Source organism: Pseudoalteromonas sp. A601 (assembly GCF_002165575.1).
Lineage (GTDB): Bacteria > Pseudomonadota > Gammaproteobacteria > Enterobacterales > Alteromonadaceae > Pseudoalteromonas.
Window position 1 is genome coordinate 1 of record NZ_MXQF01000049.1, and the last position, 17896, is coordinate 17896.

The following is a 17896-nucleotide window of genomic DNA, read 5'->3' on the forward strand; positions in this document are numbered from 1 at the left end:
CGCCAGTCAGCTTAACTGACTGGCATTACTAGTAAACTAGGCCTTAAGAAGAATCAAATATTTTTACTGATTAGAACTTAACGTTAACACCAGCAAAGAAACGACGGCCAAGTACATCGTATGTGTACGGGTCTGTATTTGAATCGTTGTTACCTGTGTAGTAAGGAGGCTGCTTGTCAAACAAGTTATTAACACCAGCTGATAAAGATACAGTCTCGTTAACTAAATATGAGCCACTAATGTCATGGTAAATAACTGACGGCGTAGTAGGTGCGTAACAGCTTGCAGGATCATCAATACATGCAAAGCTATCCATACCTGAGATATATCGAGCCTGGTACTGCGCATCCCAATTATCACCAGCAACATTCAGTGTAAAGTTCGACTTAACTTCAGCATAACCACCTGAACCTGATGTGATGACACCTGTGTAGTCAGTTGGTTCGCCCGTAACTTGTGTAACATATTCATCAAGATACGTTGTATCAAGTCCAGCTTTCCAATTTAAACCTGCGGCTTCAAAACTATACGCAAGGTTTAAATCATAACCTGATGTTTTCTCTGAACCAATGTTTTGTAATTGGTTATTGAAAATAATACGTCCAGTACTATCAATTGTTGCAGATGCAGATTGACATAAAGCCGTGCCAGCATTTGCAGCGTTATTTACACATTGATCTACAATGTATTGACTATCAACTGTCACAATTGCATTTTCAATTTCAATGTCATAGTAATCTAATGTCATTGAGAAGCCTTCAAACCACTCTGGCTCATATACGATACCAGCAGTTAGCGTATCTGCTTCTTCAGGTGTTAATTGATCATTACCACCTACAGTTACTTCTGCTTGGCTTTGAGCACCTGGGTATGTAACATTCTCAAACGAAGGTGAATTACCAGAGTATAGCTCTGAAACAGTTGGAGCACGGAATGCTGTTGAAACAACGCTACGGAACATTAGTTCATCATTAGCTTTCCAAGTTAAACCAAGTTTCCACGTTTCATCAGAACCAAATGTGCTGTAATCAAACGCACGAATTGCAGCGCTTAATTCGACGTTTTGAGCAAATGGTGCATCAGCTAGTAATGGAATTGCAAATTCTACATATGCTTCATTTACATCAAAACCACCTGATGTAGGTTCAACTGGAGGATCGTTCGCTAAACCTTGTGCAGTCAATGAATCAGGCGTGTACCATGCTTTTTCTTGACGACGTTCAACACCGGCTGCAAATGCAGCATAGCCCGCAGGAAGCTCAAACATTTCACCAGATACAGAGGCTGCTAAAATAAATAATTGGCTACCACCATTATTTACTTCAGTATAAACATTTTTACGGAAGTCTTCTGATGTCCACGCAGCTTGATCTAACGGGTTGAATGTACCTTCAGTGATTTGATCTTGAATAGCGCCCATATTATGAAGGTTGCTTAGTTTATCCACTGAATCGTTACGACCGAAGTTAGCTGACACATCCCAAGAATAATCACCGACAAAACCTTCAGCACCAATTACAGCACGAACCGTATCAACAGATTGTTCAAAATAACGAGCACCTGTATCAGACATACGACGGCCATAGAAAATATCATCACCATATGCATAGTTTGCGCTTTCAGTAATGTAGTCGCCATTTGAGTCACGATCTGCAATACCATTACCGTCACGGTCAACTTTACTGTTATATGTTTGCCCTAATAAAGAGTCACCCATCGCTTCATTGTATTCAAAACCAAACCATACTGGTTGTGCAGCCATTTGCTGCTCTGACCAACGTTTAGTGTAAGTAAATTCAGTAAAAAGATTAGTATCATCATTTAATTCATATGTAGCGATACCTGTTAGGTTTAAACGCTCCATTGGCGTGTAAAGGTAGCTAGCTGGGGCAAAGTTATAACGATCTGAATCAGTAAATGGGTGAAGACCACCTTGACCACTTAAGCCATTATCACCAATAGCAAGACCTGATGTAATTGGATTACCATCAGCATCAACTATTTGACCGTCGGCATTTATATCACCAATAAGGCTGTCTTGCCAAATGTGACCGCCTTCAGAGTAAACAGAACCGCCATTACAGTTTAGGCCATTTGCATCTTCAGCAATTGGACAGCTTGAGAAGTCACGATCAGACTGTTTTGCCTTACCACGGTCAGTATATTGCATACCGATTACGATGTTACCTTTATCGAAAGACGTGCCAACAGTAAAATCGATAGAATTTTCTGATGCGTCGCCTTCACCGGTGATAGCAGCATTTACATTCATATCAAGGCCTTCAAAATCATCTTTTAAGATGATATTTACAACACCTGCTACAGCATCAGTGCCGTAGACAGCAGATGCACCATCTTTTAGGACTTCTACAGATTTAATCATTGATACAGGGATGGTATTAAGGTCAACAGTTGACGCAGCACCAGTGCCCGATGCAATCATACGGCGGCCATTTACAAGCACTAATGTCCGATTAGAGCCTAAACCACGTAAATCAATTGACGCATTACCGCCAGAACCATTATTGATACCTGGGTTAGTCATCGCACCGCCAGTGGCAGTCATTTTTTGTAATACGCCATCGATGCTTGTTGCACCCATTGCTTTAATGTCGTCTGCACCAATTAATGTAACTGGGCTTGCGTTTTCCATGTCTGAACGCTTAATACGAGAACCCGTTACTTGGATTTTTTCAATAGATTGTGCTGCTTCGTCTGCAGCTATAACACTTGTTGAGAACATAGGAATTGCTGAAATAACAGCTAAACCAAGAATTGATTTTTTCATGTGAAACCCTACTTGTTGGAAAAAGTACCTTAATTCAGGTAGTGCTCGTTTTTGTTAGAATGACGAGTCAACGGCGGGCAACTTAGGCTGAGTTAACTGAATGAAAACTGAATGAGAGAACACAATACAAGCCACTGTTTTTATTAGGAACTACAGAAGAAACAAACGTTAATTGATGTTTCAGTGTTAATACTATAAAACATATAAAAATCAGTATAATAAGAACATCAAATCACATTAAAAACACGAATGAAATCAAATGGCTGGACTTTGTAATTTGATGTAATTGAACGCCAAATATACCCAAAACAGAAATTTTCACATATTGATCACACTGTTTTATAGAAACCGTAAAACTCGCTGCTAAAAACTAACCATAATTATTCTGTAAGAATGCGTAAATAATCGAAATTACAAACTATGAGTGGCATATAACACTAGGTATGGCTATATTCATTACCGTTTATTGCGAAATAGAGGTAAAAATATGCAAGAAGCTGAGAGTCTATTTTATATATTAAAGAAGCAGGAAGATTGTTTGGAACTAACGCAACCTAAAATTGGAACCTTAAATAGTGCAGAGATCAGCCACTTGGTTTATAAATGGTTCTCACGCTATATGAAAATAATATTTTAATGCTTAGGGTGTAGTAAAAGCGATAAATGATAACCCAGGCAAAGTTATCGCTAATACCTAACAATGAAAAAATAAGTTATGTGCTGTGTATGGCCCTCTAAGTCTTGCAGTTGTAGCCGTAATTTCCATTTCATGTTTTTTTCAGAACAAATACCGACCATAGTAGTAGCTTGATAAATATCATCAATAGCCTCGAAAGTAACAGGGATGTAACCCATATACATAGTCACGCCCTCCAATTTGGCAGAAATAATTGCACTACCTTCGGGAATAGACAAATTGATTTTAAAAGCTGTTTCCGGTGTTAGGTCTGTTACAGGTAACCAAATTTTTGTTGTATTAGAATAATCACATGGTTCATTTGGTTGGCAACTTGCAGCAACGGGCTGCTCTTCTATACTAATCGCTTGGGGATTACATGCAGTCAAACAGAGTATTATCGACAAAAAAAGAATTACCTGGCTAAAAGTCATGTGTGCTACCTATTATATAAAAAGCAAATACTAATTAGCGCACACTATAAACACAACGACGATGAGTTAAAAAGCAGGTTAATTTCAAAAAGTGTAACAAAAAATAGTCAACTACATGATAAAAATTGATTGATGTCATAATTTTATGCAATTGACCTATCTTTTTTAGGTCAAAAATTTTATCATTTCCCCCGCAAAAAATAGGGTTTCTCGAGTTTGTTTTCTGAAGCAGTCAAGTATTGGTCGTTTTAGATAACACACTTGTGGAGTAATAGTAGGCCCCGCTTTTTATTAAGTGGGTAATTCATTTCTAAACGCATATATTGCAGCGGAAGCCAGAAAATGAGCCAAACAGTAGCATCACAAACTGAGTACAATTATAAAGTTGTACGCCAATTCGCTATTATGACAGTGATTTGGGGCATCGTTGGCATGAGTATTGGGGTTCTGATTGCTGCCCAATTAGCTTGGCCAGCACTTAACTTTGATACACCATGGTTAACATACTCTCGACTTCGTCCGTTACATACGAACGCAGTTATTTTCGCATTTGGTACAAGTGCACTTTTCGCAACATCTTATTATGTTGTTCAACGTACTTGTCAAACGCGCCTTCTTTCGGACAAATTAGCAGCCTTTACTTTTTGGGGTTGGCAATTAGTTATCGTATTGGCAGTAATTACACTCCCACTAGGTATTACAAGCTCTAAAGAGTATGCAGAGCTAGAGTGGCCTATCGATATTTTAATCGCGATTGTATGGGTAACGTATGCAGTGGTATTTATGGGTACTATTGCTAAACGTAAAGTATCGCATATCTATGTTGCTAACTGGTTTTATGCTGGTTTTATTATCACTGTTGCAGTATTACACATTGTAAACAGCATGGCGGTACCTGTATCACTCACTAAATCCTATTCAATCTACGCAGGTGCTGTAGATGCAATGGTACAGTGGTGGTATGGTCATAATGCTGTAGGTTTCTTATTAACTGCTGGCTTCTTGGGTATGATGTATTACTTTGTACCAAAGCAAGCTGGTCGCCCTGTCTATTCGTACCGATTATCTGTAGTTCACTTTTGGGCATTAGTGTCTCTTTATATTTGGGCTGGTCCTCACCATCTTCACTACACTGCACTACCTGATTGGACACAAAGTTTAGGTATGGTGATGTCTATCATCTTATTCGTTCCTTCTTGGGGCGGTATGATCAATGGTATTATGACGCTATCAGGTGCATGGCATAAGCTACGTACTGATCCAGTACTTCGCTTCTTAGTTGTTTCATTATCTTTCTATGGTATGTCTACCTTTGAAGGCCCTATGATGGCAATTAAATCTGTAAACGCACTTTCTCACTACACTGATTGGACCGTAGGTCACGTTCACTCTGGTGCGTTAGGTTGGGTTGCAATGATTTCTATCGGCGCTATCTACCATCTAATTCCGGCACTATTCTCACAAGGTCGAATGTACAGTGTGAAACTTGTTAACACCCATTTCTGGTTACATACAGTAGGTGTAGTACTTTACATTGTTGCTATGTGGATTTCAGGTGTAATGCAAGGCCTAATGTGGCGTGCTGTTAACACTGACGGTACATTAATGTACAGCTTTGTTCAGTCACTACAAGCATCACACCCTTTCTATGTTATGCGCTTCTTAGGCGGTGTATTCATCGTAACAGGCATGCTAGTTATGGCTTATAACGTTTACCGTACAATTACAGCGAAAAATGATTCGTTGAAATTAGACGCGCAAGCCCAGTTAGCATAATGGAGTGAGATGATGAGCAATAAAAATTCACAAAATAAACACGAAATAGTCGAAAAGAATATCGGCCTAATGGCTATATTGACTGTTTTTGCTATCAGCTTTGGTGCATTAGTAGAAATCACTCCTCTAATGTTCCAAGACGATACAACAAAACCGGTAGATGGCTTACGTCCGCTAAACGCCCTTGAAATGGAAGGTCGAGATATATACGTACGTGAAGGCTGTTCTAACTGTCACTCACAAATGATTCGCCCTTTTCGTGATGAAGTTGAGCGTTACGGTCACTATTCTGTAGCCGGCGAATCAGTATGGGATCACCCTTTTTTATGGGGTTCCAAACGTACTGGTCCTGATCTTGCCCGTGTAGGTAAGCGTTACTCAGATGATTGGCATTATGCCCACTTAATGGATCCACGAGCAGTGGTTCCTGAGTCAAATATGCCAGCGTTTCCTTGGTTAGATGAGAATCGTGTTGATACAAGCCTGACTCTTAAAAAACTTAAAATTTTCCGTGATACGTTCGCTATCAATCCACAAAACCCAGCTCACCCAGGCTTAGGTTATGGTAGTGATGAAGAACTAATCGCTGATATTGCTAAAGTTGATGCAATGAATGACGGTAAAGGTGCAACAGAAATGCAAGCACTTATCGCCTATTTGCAACAGCTTGGCACACATTTGAAGTAATTAATTATGGATTACGGAACATACAGAGGCATTTTAACTCTGGTAATTTTAGTATTGTTTATTGTGATTGTTGTGTGGGCATATAGCAAACGTAGCAAAACGCGTTTTAAAGATGCAGCTAATGCCATCTTTGAAGATGAGAGCAAACACAACAAAACACTCTCTAATGAGGAAAAGGGGTCTGAGAAATGACTAGCTTTTGGAGTATTTGGGTTATTGTATTGACCCTATCATGTCTAATTATCTTGTTTGCTCTGCTTGTGTGGAACTTAAAAAACTACGCTGGCGTTGAAGAAGGTGAAAGTTGTGGCCATGAATTTGATGGCATTGAAGAACTAAATAATCCACTGCCAAAATGGTGGACATACATGTTCTTCGCTACATTTGCATGGTCTGTTTATTACCTAGCAGCTTACCCTGGTTTAGGTAACTGGGAAGGGCTAGGTAAATGGACCAGTTCTAACCAAGGCATAACATCTTTAGCTGAATCTAAAAAAGCAATTGAAGAAGCCAAAGCCAACGGCCAATTTGTTAAGCTTGATAAAGAATATGAAGCTGCAGACGAGCGTTTTGGCCCAATCTTTGAAGGTTTTGCTAAACAAGATATTGAAACATTAGTTAAAGATGAAAAAGCGCTTGAGATTGGTCAACGTTTATTTGCGCAAAACTGTTCACAGTGTCATGGTTCTGATGCACGAGGTGGTCAAGGTTTTCCAAATTTAACTGATAAAGATTGGTTATATGGCGGCACACCTGACAAAATTAAAGAAACACTTTTATATGGTCGTATTGCAGCAATGCCACCATGGGGTGCAGCGTTAGGTGAACAAGGCATTAAAGAAATGACTGCCCATGTCCTAAGCTTATCAGGTCGTACTGTAAACCAAAAAGATGCGAGTGCTGGTGCCGCCAAGTTTGCTATGTGTGCAGCATGCCACGGTGCTGACGGTAAAGGCTCTGTTGCTCATAATTTACCATTTGGTGCTCCTGATTTAACCGATAACATCTGGTTATATGGTGGTTCTCAACGTGCAGTTGAAGAAACACTTGTTAACGGCCGCGCTGGTGTAATGCCTGCTTGGAAAGATATTTTAGGTGAAGACAAGGTACACTTATTAACTGCTTATGTTTACAGTTTATCGCAAGATAAATAAGCAAAATGTTAATAAAACGTTTAAACTTTAATCTTTTATATCAATAGATTAATTAAGATCAAAAAAGCCTCCAGATGGAGGCTTTTTTTTAGTCTTTTTATATCAATTCCTATAAAATGTCCTTATCACAAACTAATTAAGTGTTTTTATGAAACCTACTCCTTGGTATAAAAATTTCTGGCCTTGGTTCTTAATCTTTTTCCCAGTGGTTGCCATTATTGGATGTATTTCATTGTTTATTACTGCAATCGGACATGGCCCAGATATGGTTGTTGATGACTACTATAAGAAAGGCAAAGCGATTAACTTAGAATTAAGTAAATTTGATAAAGCCAAAGCATTATATTTACATGGTAATTTAACCGTAGAGCACGACAAAGTTAGCTTTAAATTTAATAAAGGTGACACCAATAATATTCATTCGTTAAAAATGTCTTTTTATCATCGCACAATTGGTGAGCATGATTTTAGTGCGCATTTAACACCCAATGCGAATGGCGAGTTTACTGCAATCATTGAGCCCTACAGCGAAGGCAATTACACCGTATTTATTGAGCCCATTGACGCTAGCTGGAAGCTAAAAGAAAATATTACTTTGCCAAATGAGCAAAGTATTGCGATAAATCCGGAATATAAGTAGTAAGTTATCATGTCAAAAAACTGCTTTCATTGCCTTGAAAGTGTACCGACTGGGTTTAATGCTAGCGTTGTAATAGACGGTAGCCCTGAACCTATGTGTTGCATTGGCTGTCAAACTGTTGCCGAAACAATTGTTGCTCAAGGAATGACGGATTACTATAAATTCAGGACCGTGCAAGCTGGTAAAGTTGAACAACTCGTACCTGAGCAATTAAAGCTTGTTGAAAGCTACGATAACCCTGATATTCAAGAAGAGTTTATTTCACAAACTAACGAAATCAGTGAAGTTTTATTAACTGTTGAAGGCATAACCTGTGCGGCATGTGCATGGCTTATCGAAAAACAATTATTAAACATGCCTGCTGTAAAGCGCGTTGATGTGAACACCTCGACTAACCGCGCGATGATCCAATGGCATAAAGACGAACTACCCCTTAGCGAAATAATCAAATCATTATTAGAGATAGGCTACAAAGCCTACCCTTTTCAAGCCGATATTGAAGCAAGTCAAAAGCAACAAACTGCAAAAGCCTATATTCGCCGTTTAGGTGTCGCAGGCCTGATGACCATGCAAGTGATGATGTTCGCCTTTGCTATGTACTTTGGTATGTTCTCTGGCATGGAAGAAAACTTTGAACAATATTTTCGCTGGATAAGTTTAATTCTTGCTTCTCCGGTCATTTTATACAGTGCCCTACCATTTTTAACCAATGCTATAAATGGTCTTAAAGCCAAACAGTTAAACATGGATTTACCCGTTTCCTTAGCCATTTTTGGAGCCTATGGAGCAAGTTGCTATGCAACGATTATGGCCGTGGGTGAGGTTTACTTTGAATCAATTTGTATGTTTACCTTCTTACTTTTATTAGGTAAATACTTAGAATTTAGAGCACGTCTTAAAGCCAGTGAGTTCACCGCAAACTTACAAAAGTTACTACCTTTAACCGCCCGTATATTAGATGAGCAAGGTAAAGAGCAGATTATTGCAGCCAAAAAACTTAAATTAGATGACCGGGTTCTAATAAAGGCAGGTGAAACAATTCCTGCGGATGGTATTGTATCAGCTGGAACCACGAGCGTTGATGAGTCAATGATGACGGGCGAACACCTCCCCGTTAATAAGTACATTGAACATCAAGTGTTTGCAGGCACCGTGAATCACGATGGTGTTATTGAAGTTCGCATTAATAAGCTTGGCCAAAACACTTTATTAAACCAAATTATAAAGTTACAACACAGCGCCCTTGCCACACGCCCCAAGCTTGTAGAAATTACTGATAAAGTAGCTCAGTGGTTTGTGGCATGCTTGCTAATATTTGCATCGATTACCGCGGTTGGTTGGTATCAAATTGACCCCGAGCATGCATTTTGGATTACCATCTCGGTCCTCGTTGCTACTTGCCCATGTGCACTTAGTTTAGCAATACCAACGGCGTTAACCTGCGCTGTCGCGACACTCACACGCAAGGGCATTTTAATCAAACAAGCCCATGTGCTTGAGACTTTGCCGCAGTTAACACGCGTTGCGTTTGATAAAACAGGCACATTGACGCAAGGACGCTTTAGTCTCGATGCGATTGATATACTTGCAAAGAATATCAGTAAAGAAGATATATTAGCGCTGGCTGCCCAACTTGAAAGTTACTCTGAGCACCCTATCGCTTCAGCGTTTACTCAGTTTACTCCCCAAAGCCGTCACCTTGAAGGTATCAAAGTGCATCCGGGGTTAGGCATCACAGGTACAGATGAAAGCCACCGCTATGCCATTGGTAAAAGTGGATGGTTTGAATCTAAAAAAACCAATGCCCAAGCAACTTTTTATATTGATGAACAACCCATTGCACACTTTTATTTTGTTGATGAAGTAAAACAAAATGCCCATGGCTTAATTGCTTCACTAAAAAATCAAGGCTTGAGCTGTCATATGTTGACAGGTGATGCTTCAAATGCAGGACAAAATATAGCCAAAAAGCTAAACTTAGATAGCTATACGAAGGGTTGTTTACCTCAAGATAAACAAAAGTATGTCGAGACTTGGTCTGCTCAAGGTGAAATCGTCGCTATGGTTGGTGATGGCGTAAACGACAGCCCTGTTTTTAACAGTGCGCATTTATCTATCGCCATGGAGACTGGCGCTGATATTTCCAAAAATACGGCCGATGTGGTATTACTTAACAGTGATTTAGCAGCTATTTCGCACTTGCTTAGTGTATCGAAAAAAACACGCCGTATTATTAAACAAAATTTAGCCATTTCATTACTTTATAATGGGTCAATTTTACCGCTTGCTGCAATGGGCCTAGTTGCTCCGTGGATGGCAGTGATTGGCATGTCTGCCAGTTCAATCATTGTTATAACTAACTCCCTGAGGTTATTAAAGTTATGAGTATAATTTATATCTTGATCCCGATCGCTATCTTGTTTGTTATTATCGCCATAGCGGTGTTCTTTTGGGCTGTTCGAGGTGAGCAATTTTCAGATCTAAATAAACAAGGCCACAGTATCTTGTTTGAAGACGATAAAGAGCAACACAAAAAAAGTAATGATTAATCCTCTTTTTATTAGTGCATTCATTATGGGGTTAATTGGTAGCGGCCACTGTATTGCTATGTGCGGGGGCATTGCCAGCTCTTTACAATTGGCAACAGATAAAACGCGGCCCTTTGCCTACTCGTTAGCTTATAACTTAGGCCGTGCAACGAGCTATATGCTAGCAGGAGCGCTAGTAGCTGGGATCAGTAGCCATTTTGCAAGCCAAAGCCACTGGTTTGCCATGCTATTAGCATTTTTAAGTGGTCTGTTCATGTTGCTTGTTGGGCTGTATGTTATGCGTTTAGGGATAAGTTTACAGTGGCTCGAATCACTTGGTAAAACACTTGTTTGGCAACACTTAGTTAAACTAAATCGTTTCATAATGCCAATAAACTCATTACCAAAAGCAGCAGCTTACGGTGCACTTTGGGGCTGGTTGCCTTGTGGTTTAGTCTACTCAGCACTGACATGGGCAATGACTAGTAAAACAGCAATAGATGGCGCCTTAGTAATGCTATTTTTTGCGCTGGGAACTTTTCCTGCCATGTTAAGTATTGGAATGGGCGCACAAGTTTTACATAAATTTCTCAATCACCCATGGGCACGTGTGGCTATGGGCAGTATACTTATATGGTACGGTTTATACTTACTTATTATTGCAACTGACAAATTAGTGCATTAGTCTAACTAAAAATACGCACTTTAATGGATTTAACTGATGGATTTATCTCACAATAAAGCGAAAAGCAACTGCACAATTAGCTGTAACGACTGCAGCATTAGCCAACTATGCTTACCATTTACCCTTAATGGCCAAGAAATGGATAAACTTGATGAAATCATTGAGCGTAAAAAACCCTTGCATAAAGGCGACTATTTATTTGAATCTGGCGCGCCTTTAAATGCTATCTTTGCTGTGCGTTCTGGTTCATTTAAATCATACACATTATCTGAACAAGGCGATGAACAAATTACTGGTTTTCACTTAGCCGGAGATTTAGTCGGTTTTGATGCTATAAATAAAATGCAACATCAAAGCTTCTCCCAAGCTCTTGAGACATCAATGGTCTGTGAGATTCCGTTTGATACACTCGATGAGCTCTCTGGTAAATTACCTAAGCTGCGCCAACAAATAATGCGTTTAATGAGCAACGAAATAAATTACGATCAAGAAATGCTACTACTGCTCAATAAAAAATCAGCAGAAGAGCGCCTAGCTAGCTTTATACATAATTTATCCAACCGGTTTGGTGAACGGGGATTTTCTCGTAAAGAATTCAGATTTACTATGACCCGGGGTGAGATCGGTAATTACTTAGGCCTTACCGTTGAAACAATCAGCCGTTTACTTAGCCGTTTTCAAAAAGCTGGCTTAATAAAAGTTGAAGGTAAATTCATTACTATTTTGAATAGCGACGGTTTACGCGAAGCTGCTGCAATACACACAAAATAAACTTTGATCTAAAACAACTCTTCTTTAGCTACACCTTTAACTACGCAAATAATACGTTACACTGTATGTAAAGTAGTTAAAGGAGCAGCTCATGAATACCATTAAACAAATTCTTGCCGTAATTGACCCCACAGCTGATTCACAGCATGGTCTATCTCGCTCAATTGATTTAGCTAAAAAATCAGGCGCTAGTATCACTGCCTTTATGAGTATTTACGATTTCTCATATGAAATGACCACGATGCTTTCAAGTGACGAACGCGAAGCTATGCGAAACGCTGTCGTAAAAGATCGCCAAGCCTGGCTTGATGAAATACTCGCGCAATACTCTGATTTAGAAATTAACAGCCAGGTGGTGTGGCACAATCGCACTTACGAAGCCATAATCGATACCGTCATTAATCAAGGTTTTGATTTAGTTGTCAAAGGTACCCACCAACACGACACTCTTAAATCAGTCATTTTTACACCAACAGATTGGCACTTAATTCGTAAATGCCCTGCCCCAGTATTATTAGTCAAAGAACATGCATGGCCAGCGCAGGGAAATATTTTAGCTGCTGTGAACGCAGTCAGCGAAAACGAGCAACATCTAGCATTAAATAATCGTATTATAAAAGACGCACAATTTTTATGTGAGCTTGCCAATGCTAAATTAAACCTTGTAAATGCCTACCCAGCAACACCAGTTAATATTGCTATAGAAATTCCTGAGTTTAATCCAAGTGTTTATAACGAGTCAGTGAAAAAACATCACCTAGAATCCACCTATGAATTAGCCGATAAACACCAAATCGCTCATCAGAATTGTGCGATTGAAGAAGGTTTACCTGAAGATGTCATCCCTGATGTAGCTGCACGTTTAAATAGTGAGCTAGTGGTTATTGGTACTGTTGGCCGTACCGGCTTAAGTGCTGCATTAGTTGGTAATACCGCAGAACATGTGATCGATAGTTTAGACTGCGATGTTTTGGCATTAAAGCCTGATGGTTATGTTTCTCCATTGGCAAAATAAATTAGCCAATAAATAAGTTTTGAGCATTGCCATTTTCAGCATATAATACGCCCCTTATTTTTACGTATAGTATCTCAAGGGGCCGTAATGTCGCATTCTGTTCAAGCCAAAGCTCAATTTAACTTCAATAAGTTACAAAAGCGCTTACGCCGCCAAACTGGTCAAGCAGTAATGGACTTCAATATGATTGAAGAAGGCGACCGCATCATGGTGTGTTTATCAGGAGGAAAAGACAGCTATACCCTTTTAGAGATGCTGAAGCACTTGCAGCGTGTTGCACCGATTAAGTTTGATCTTTTTGTTGTCAACCTTGATCAAAAACAGCCCGGATTCCCAGAGCATGTGTTGCCTGAGTATTTAGACACTCAAAACGTAGAATATAAAATTGTCGAAGAAGATACCTACAGTATTGTTACCGATATAATCCCTGAAGGTAAAACAACCTGTTCATTATGCTCTCGCCTGCGCCGCGGCATTTTATACCGCACCGCAAAAGAGCTAGGCGCCACTAAAATAGCACTTGGTCATCACCGTGACGACATGATAGAAACCTTATTCTTAAATATGTTTTACGGCGGTAAGTTAAAAAGCATGCCAGCAAAATTAATGAGTGATAACGGCGAACACATGGTTATTCGTCCTCTTGCCTACTGCAAAGAAGCTGATATTGAACAGTATGCTATACACCAAGCATACCCGATCATTCCGTGCAATTTATGTGGCTCACAAGAAAACCTACAACGTAAGCACACAAAAGCCATGCTTGCTAAGTGGAATACCGAGCACCCAGGGCGCATTGAAAGCATATTTACTGCAATGCAAAACGTGGTGCCATCTCACCTAGCGGACAATGAATTGTTTGATTTTGCCCACTTGCAAACCGGTGATGTAATAGATGGTGGTGATATTGCCTTAGACAAGCCTGATATTCCTAAACAGCCTAGCGCAGAGCATGAGCAAGAAACTGCTGATATGGTCACTATCAACTTAAGTTAATTACCCCCGTTTTATTTTAAATAATTGTATTAAAAATGCCGCGTTATTCGCGGCATTTGTTGTACTTTATTTAAGGCATATCCATTAGTGCTTGGCTTTTCTCATCTAGCTTTACTTTATAATTTTCAGCACTTAAGCCTAAAAATTGAGGTAGCGTCGCAGCGATACAAATTGATGATAGCGTGCCTACAACTATCCCCGTAAATAATGCAGTTGAGAACCCTTGAAGTGGTGCCCCAGCTAATAACCAAACGCTGGCGACAGTAGCAAGTGTCGTCCCTGAGGTAATTAACGTTCGCGTTAATGTGCTGCTAATTGCATTATTGATTACTTTATCTACCGCAAGGTTCTGCGCAGTATCAATGCGTAATAGCTCCCTAACCCTATCTCCTACAATAATAGAATCATTAAGGGAATAACCGATTATGGCGAGTAAGCTTGCAAGCACGGTTAAATTAAATTCAAGCTGTAACCAAGCAAATAGCCCAACCACAATAATAATATCGTGTAACAATGCAACCACAGCCCCCAGTGCTAAACGCCACTCAAACCGCATAGCTAAATACAACATCACCGCAACCATGGCCGCAAACAAAGCTAAGCAACCTTGCTCAAACAATTCATCGCCTACTTGCGAGCCTAAATAAGAAGAGGACAAAACATTCACTGAAAAATCCTCGTTCTGCTCAAGTGTATCTAACCAAGGGTTATGCTGCTCACTTTCTCTTAGTTGAAAATGCTGAGCCGACTGCGCAGTTACAGTGTAATTCTCTAACCCTGAGGCATCAATTTTACTGCTCAACTGACTTAGTGTCAGTGGCGTACTTGTCGTAAATTCAGTTAAATAACCCCCAGTAAAATCGAGGCCAAAATTAAGCCCTTTACTGGCAATGCCAAATGTTGAAATAAATATTAACACGAGTGAGATTACCAAGCCTGCAAAACGCATTTTCGAGCCACTTTTTAACCAATTATAATTGATTTTCATGCGCTTGCTCCTTGTTTATCAGCCAGTTTTAAGTACAATGATTGACTTAATGCTTTTGAAACATAGACGCCTGTAAACACACTAGTAATAAGCCCTAGCGCTAACGTAATAGCGAACCCTTTAATAGGTCCATACCCTATGCTGTATAAAATAATCGCAGTGATCATGGTAGTTATGTTGGCATCGAAAATCGTGCTAAATGCTTGGTTATACCCTTGTTCGATAGCTTGATAAGGCGCTCGCCCTTTACGACGCTCCTCCTTAATACGCTCAAAAATAATCACATTAGTATCGACCGCCATACCAATTGTAAGCACTAAGCCTGCGATTCCTGGCAGTGTTAATACAACACCTGGTAGCAACGACATTAAACCGACAAGTGCGGTTAAGTTTAGCAATAACGCTATATTTGCAATCAAGCCTAAACGGCGATACCACAGCGCCATAAAAACGAGTGTAATTCCCATTCCAAGCATTAAGGCTGCTAAGCCGTTGGTTATGTTATCAGCCCCTAAGCTTGGCCCAATGGTTTGTTCTTGAACTATGGTAACTGGCGCGGTTAATGACCCTGCACGTAACAAAAGAGCTAAGTCTTGTGCTGCTTGTGCACTTTGCATATTGGTAATACTAAACCGACTACTCAAGTGCTGAATAATATTGGCTACATTGATGACTTCGCTATTTTTTACAATCTCACCCTGCTCATTTTGGTAATACTCAGAGTAGACTGTAGCCATAGGTTTGCCGATATTGCGTTTTGAGAACGCAGACATAGCCTCACCACCTTGGCTATCTAAACTTAATTGAACTAATGGCTTTCCCCACTCATCTCGTCCGGATTGAGCATTATTAATATGCTGCCCTGAAAAAATAGCCACCGGATCTAAGTTAATTGTTCCGCCATCTTTATGCTTAAATGATTTACCACCCACTTCTTTTAATTGATAAAAATCTAAAGAAGCTGTTGCACCAATTATACGCTTTGCTTCTGCAGGGTCTTGCACACCAGGCAACTCAATGCGAATACGTTGCTTACCTTGGCGCTGAGTGACCGCTTCTGTAATGCCTAGCTCCTCAATACGGCCTCTGAGCGTTGTGAGTGTTTGGCTCATCACTTCTTTTGTAAATGAGCTGACTCCGCTCTCACTAAAGCTAAATGCCATTGATGTCATATTCCCTTGATTATGACTCGTTGCTTGCAAACGCTCGAAACGTGCTAAAACTTCATCCTTAACGCTTTCTAAGTCAGTGAGGGATTTATCTAAAGCATGAAGTTCAAACCCAGCGTCATTTTTTTGCACTCTGACTCCTCGAGCTTTTTGTTCCCGAATAATGGTTTTGGTTTGCTCAAATGCACTATCAAGCTGCTCTTGCTGTGCTTTATCTAGATCAACGTCTAAAACAAAGAGCACACCGCCATTTAAATCTAACCCTAGTTTGATAGGAGCAAGCCCAAGCCCTTGGACCCACGAGGGACTTGTTTGATGAGTCACAATTTTGGTTTCAAGTGAAGTAAATTCGGCTTTTAATGCCTGTTGTGCTGCCGCACTTTTACTAGGCGTGTTAAATAAGATATTTAACGAGCCGCCATTCAATTGTGGCTCATCAATAGATTGCGCAACTAGAAAACCATGCTGATTAAGAAACGCGATAACATCTTTTTGGGTGTCGACTTGCACCGCTGTTTGACTCTCCTGCATTTGGATATGCAGCCAAGATTTAGCGGGGTATAAATTAGGTAACGCACTGATAGCTAATAGCATCAGTGCCATAAACATTGCCACATAGCTAATTTTAAACCGTTGCCACAACGGTTTTTTCGAACTTTTTTTAAACATAACTTTCCTTTAAACCAACGCATAGCATTGGTTCATGCCTATTAGGCACATTAATTTTTTAATTGGTTTAGGTTTATAAATTAATGTAGAAATTAACTATGGTAAGTGTTTCTTGCTCGATAAATCAGATTAGCGTCTTTCCAACCACTTAAACGCGATTTTCTCCCCTCATAAGCCGTATACCATGGTTGTCTAATTGGCGGCTCTAAAGGTTGTAAAAACAGTTCTTTAGCAAGAGTTGGAGTAAAAAACTCAAAGATAGGGGCATATTTGGGTTCAACTTGAACCTGATGTAAAAATAAAGATGAATTACTAACAACTAAACGAAAGTAAGTTGGCTCAAAACCAGAGGAATTTTGCTCATGAGAAACATGTTTAACTGATTCAGCCTTATCAAATAATTGTATTTTTATGCTGTGCTCACTATTCAAATCTATAAGGAACTCATGAGCAGTAATAGATTGAACCCAATTTGCTTTATCTGCTCCCGCAGCATTGCTTTGCGCACTAAAAAATGCAACAACAAATAACAACACAGAAAAAATTAGCCGAAAGCGAATCATTTTATAATCTATTAATATCAGTAAACAGGTATATGGGGGCAATTTGAAATAATTCAATGATTAATTAAACCGCAATATAAAATTTCAATGGCAACATCTTCATCCTGTATTTAACTCATGTTTAGAATTTATTATACCCAAGGCTATGGCTGAAATATTTGAGTATAGCTGTCATTAAAGTTTATACTCGACTTTACTATCAGACTTAATAACGTATTAATTCATCAGGAAAAATATGCGCGGTGCCGGCCAACAAGAAGTAACAAAACATCAAGACGCGATGCATCTCAGCCAAAGTATTAAAACACTTTGGCCCTATTTAATGGCAATAAACATCCCCGGGGCAAGCCCTTCTGC

Annotated in this window: 16 protein-coding genes; 11 read left to right on the plus strand and 5 right to left on the minus strand. The window is 39.7% G+C overall.

Annotation, left to right across the window (positions count from 1 at the left end; translation table 11 throughout):
- Positions 1-70 precede the first annotated feature (70 nt).
- Together B5G52_RS20630 and B5G52_RS20635 are read right to left on the minus strand one after the other, a co-directional pair.
- Positions 71-2788 carry a TonB-dependent receptor gene (locus tag B5G52_RS20630; protein WP_087534507.1) on the minus strand — a complete coding sequence of 906 codons (2718 nt, stop codon included), beginning with the start codon at positions 2786-2788 and terminating at the stop codon, positions 71-73.
- A 687-nt stretch (positions 2789-3475) separates the two neighbouring features.
- Positions 3476-3898, minus strand: coding sequence for a hypothetical protein (locus B5G52_RS20635; RefSeq protein WP_087534508.1), 423 nt, complete (start codon positions 3896-3898; stop codon positions 3476-3478).
- A 342-nt stretch (positions 3899-4240) separates the two neighbouring features.
- On the opposite strand from B5G52_RS20635, the gene ccoN reads away from it, so the two are divergent.
- The 11 genes from ccoN to ttcA all read left to right on the plus strand — a co-directional run bounded on the left by ccoN (position 4241) and on the right by ttcA (position 14150).
- Positions 4241-5674: a cytochrome-c oxidase, cbb3-type subunit I gene (gene ccoN / locus B5G52_RS20640; RefSeq protein WP_087534509.1), complete on the plus strand. Its 1434-nt coding sequence runs from the start codon at positions 4241-4243 to the stop codon at positions 5672-5674.
- A 12-nt stretch (positions 5675-5686) separates the two neighbouring features.
- Entirely contained in the window at positions 5687-6361 is a 675-nt protein-coding gene (gene ccoO, locus B5G52_RS20645; RefSeq protein ID WP_087534510.1) for a cytochrome-c oxidase, cbb3-type subunit II, read from the plus strand.
- A gap of 6 nt (positions 6362-6367) precedes the next feature.
- Entirely contained in the window at positions 6368-6553 is a 186-nt protein-coding gene (locus tag B5G52_RS20650; protein WP_087534511.1) for a cbb3-type cytochrome c oxidase subunit 3, read from the plus strand.
- On the plus strand, positions 6550-7515 hold the full coding sequence (gene ccoP / locus B5G52_RS20655; protein ID WP_087534512.1) for a cytochrome-c oxidase, cbb3-type subunit III: 966 nt from the start codon (positions 6550-6552) through the stop codon (positions 7513-7515). Before B5G52_RS20650 ends, ccoP begins: the two co-directional genes overlap by 4 nt.
- Before the next feature lie 148 nt (positions 7516-7663).
- Positions 7664-8155, plus strand: a complete 492-nt coding sequence (locus B5G52_RS20660) for a FixH family protein (RefSeq protein WP_087534513.1) — start codon at positions 7664-7666, stop codon at positions 8153-8155.
- A gap of 9 nt (positions 8156-8164) precedes the next feature.
- A complete protein-coding gene (locus B5G52_RS20665) occupies positions 8165-10540 on the plus strand; it encodes a heavy metal translocating P-type ATPase (RefSeq protein ID WP_087534514.1) in 2376 nt (791 codons plus the stop codon).
- A complete protein-coding gene (gene ccoS / locus B5G52_RS20670; RefSeq protein ID WP_087534515.1) occupies positions 10537-10704 on the plus strand; it encodes a cbb3-type cytochrome oxidase assembly protein CcoS in 168 nt (55 codons plus the stop codon). The genes B5G52_RS20665 and ccoS overlap by 4 nt, the downstream gene beginning before the upstream one ends.
- Positions 10697-11368, plus strand: a complete 672-nt coding sequence (locus B5G52_RS20675) for a sulfite exporter TauE/SafE family protein (protein WP_087534516.1) — start codon at positions 10697-10699, stop codon at positions 11366-11368. The genes ccoS and B5G52_RS20675 overlap by 8 nt, the downstream gene beginning before the upstream one ends.
- Before the next feature lie 36 nt (positions 11369-11404).
- The gene (locus B5G52_RS20680) at positions 11405-12139 is read left to right on the plus strand and encodes an FNR family transcription factor (RefSeq protein ID WP_087534517.1); all 735 of its coding nucleotides are present in this window, start codon (positions 11405-11407) and stop codon (positions 12137-12139) included.
- Between the two features lie 91 nt (positions 12140-12230).
- Positions 12231-13154 carry a universal stress protein UspE gene (uspE, locus tag B5G52_RS20685; RefSeq protein WP_087534518.1) on the plus strand — a complete coding sequence of 308 codons (924 nt, stop codon included), beginning with the start codon at positions 12231-12233 and terminating at the stop codon, positions 13152-13154.
- Positions 13155-13241: 87 nt separating this feature from the next.
- Positions 13242-14150 (plus strand): tRNA 2-thiocytidine(32) synthetase TtcA, encoded by a 909-nt coding sequence (gene ttcA, locus B5G52_RS20690; protein ID WP_087534519.1) that lies wholly within the window; start codon positions 13242-13244, stop codon positions 14148-14150.
- Positions 14151-14220: 70 nt separating this feature from the next.
- Here the strand turns inward: ttcA and secF are convergent, their stop codons facing one another.
- The 3 genes from secF to B5G52_RS20705 all read right to left on the minus strand — a co-directional run bounded on the left by secF (position 14221) and on the right by B5G52_RS20705 (position 17539).
- Positions 14221-15138, minus strand: a complete 918-nt coding sequence (gene secF, locus B5G52_RS20695; protein WP_087534520.1) for a protein translocase subunit SecF — start codon at positions 15136-15138, stop codon at positions 14221-14223.
- Positions 15135-16976 carry a protein translocase subunit SecD gene (secD, locus tag B5G52_RS20700; RefSeq protein WP_087534521.1) on the minus strand — a complete coding sequence of 614 codons (1842 nt, stop codon included), beginning with the start codon at positions 16974-16976 and terminating at the stop codon, positions 15135-15137. Before secD ends, secF begins: the two co-directional genes overlap by 4 nt.
- Positions 16977-17068: 92 nt before the next feature.
- Complete coding sequence (locus B5G52_RS20705; RefSeq protein ID WP_087534522.1) at positions 17069-17539, minus strand: hypothetical protein; 471 nt, start codon at positions 17537-17539, stop codon at positions 17069-17071.
- Between the last annotated feature and the right edge of the window lie 357 nt (positions 17540-17896).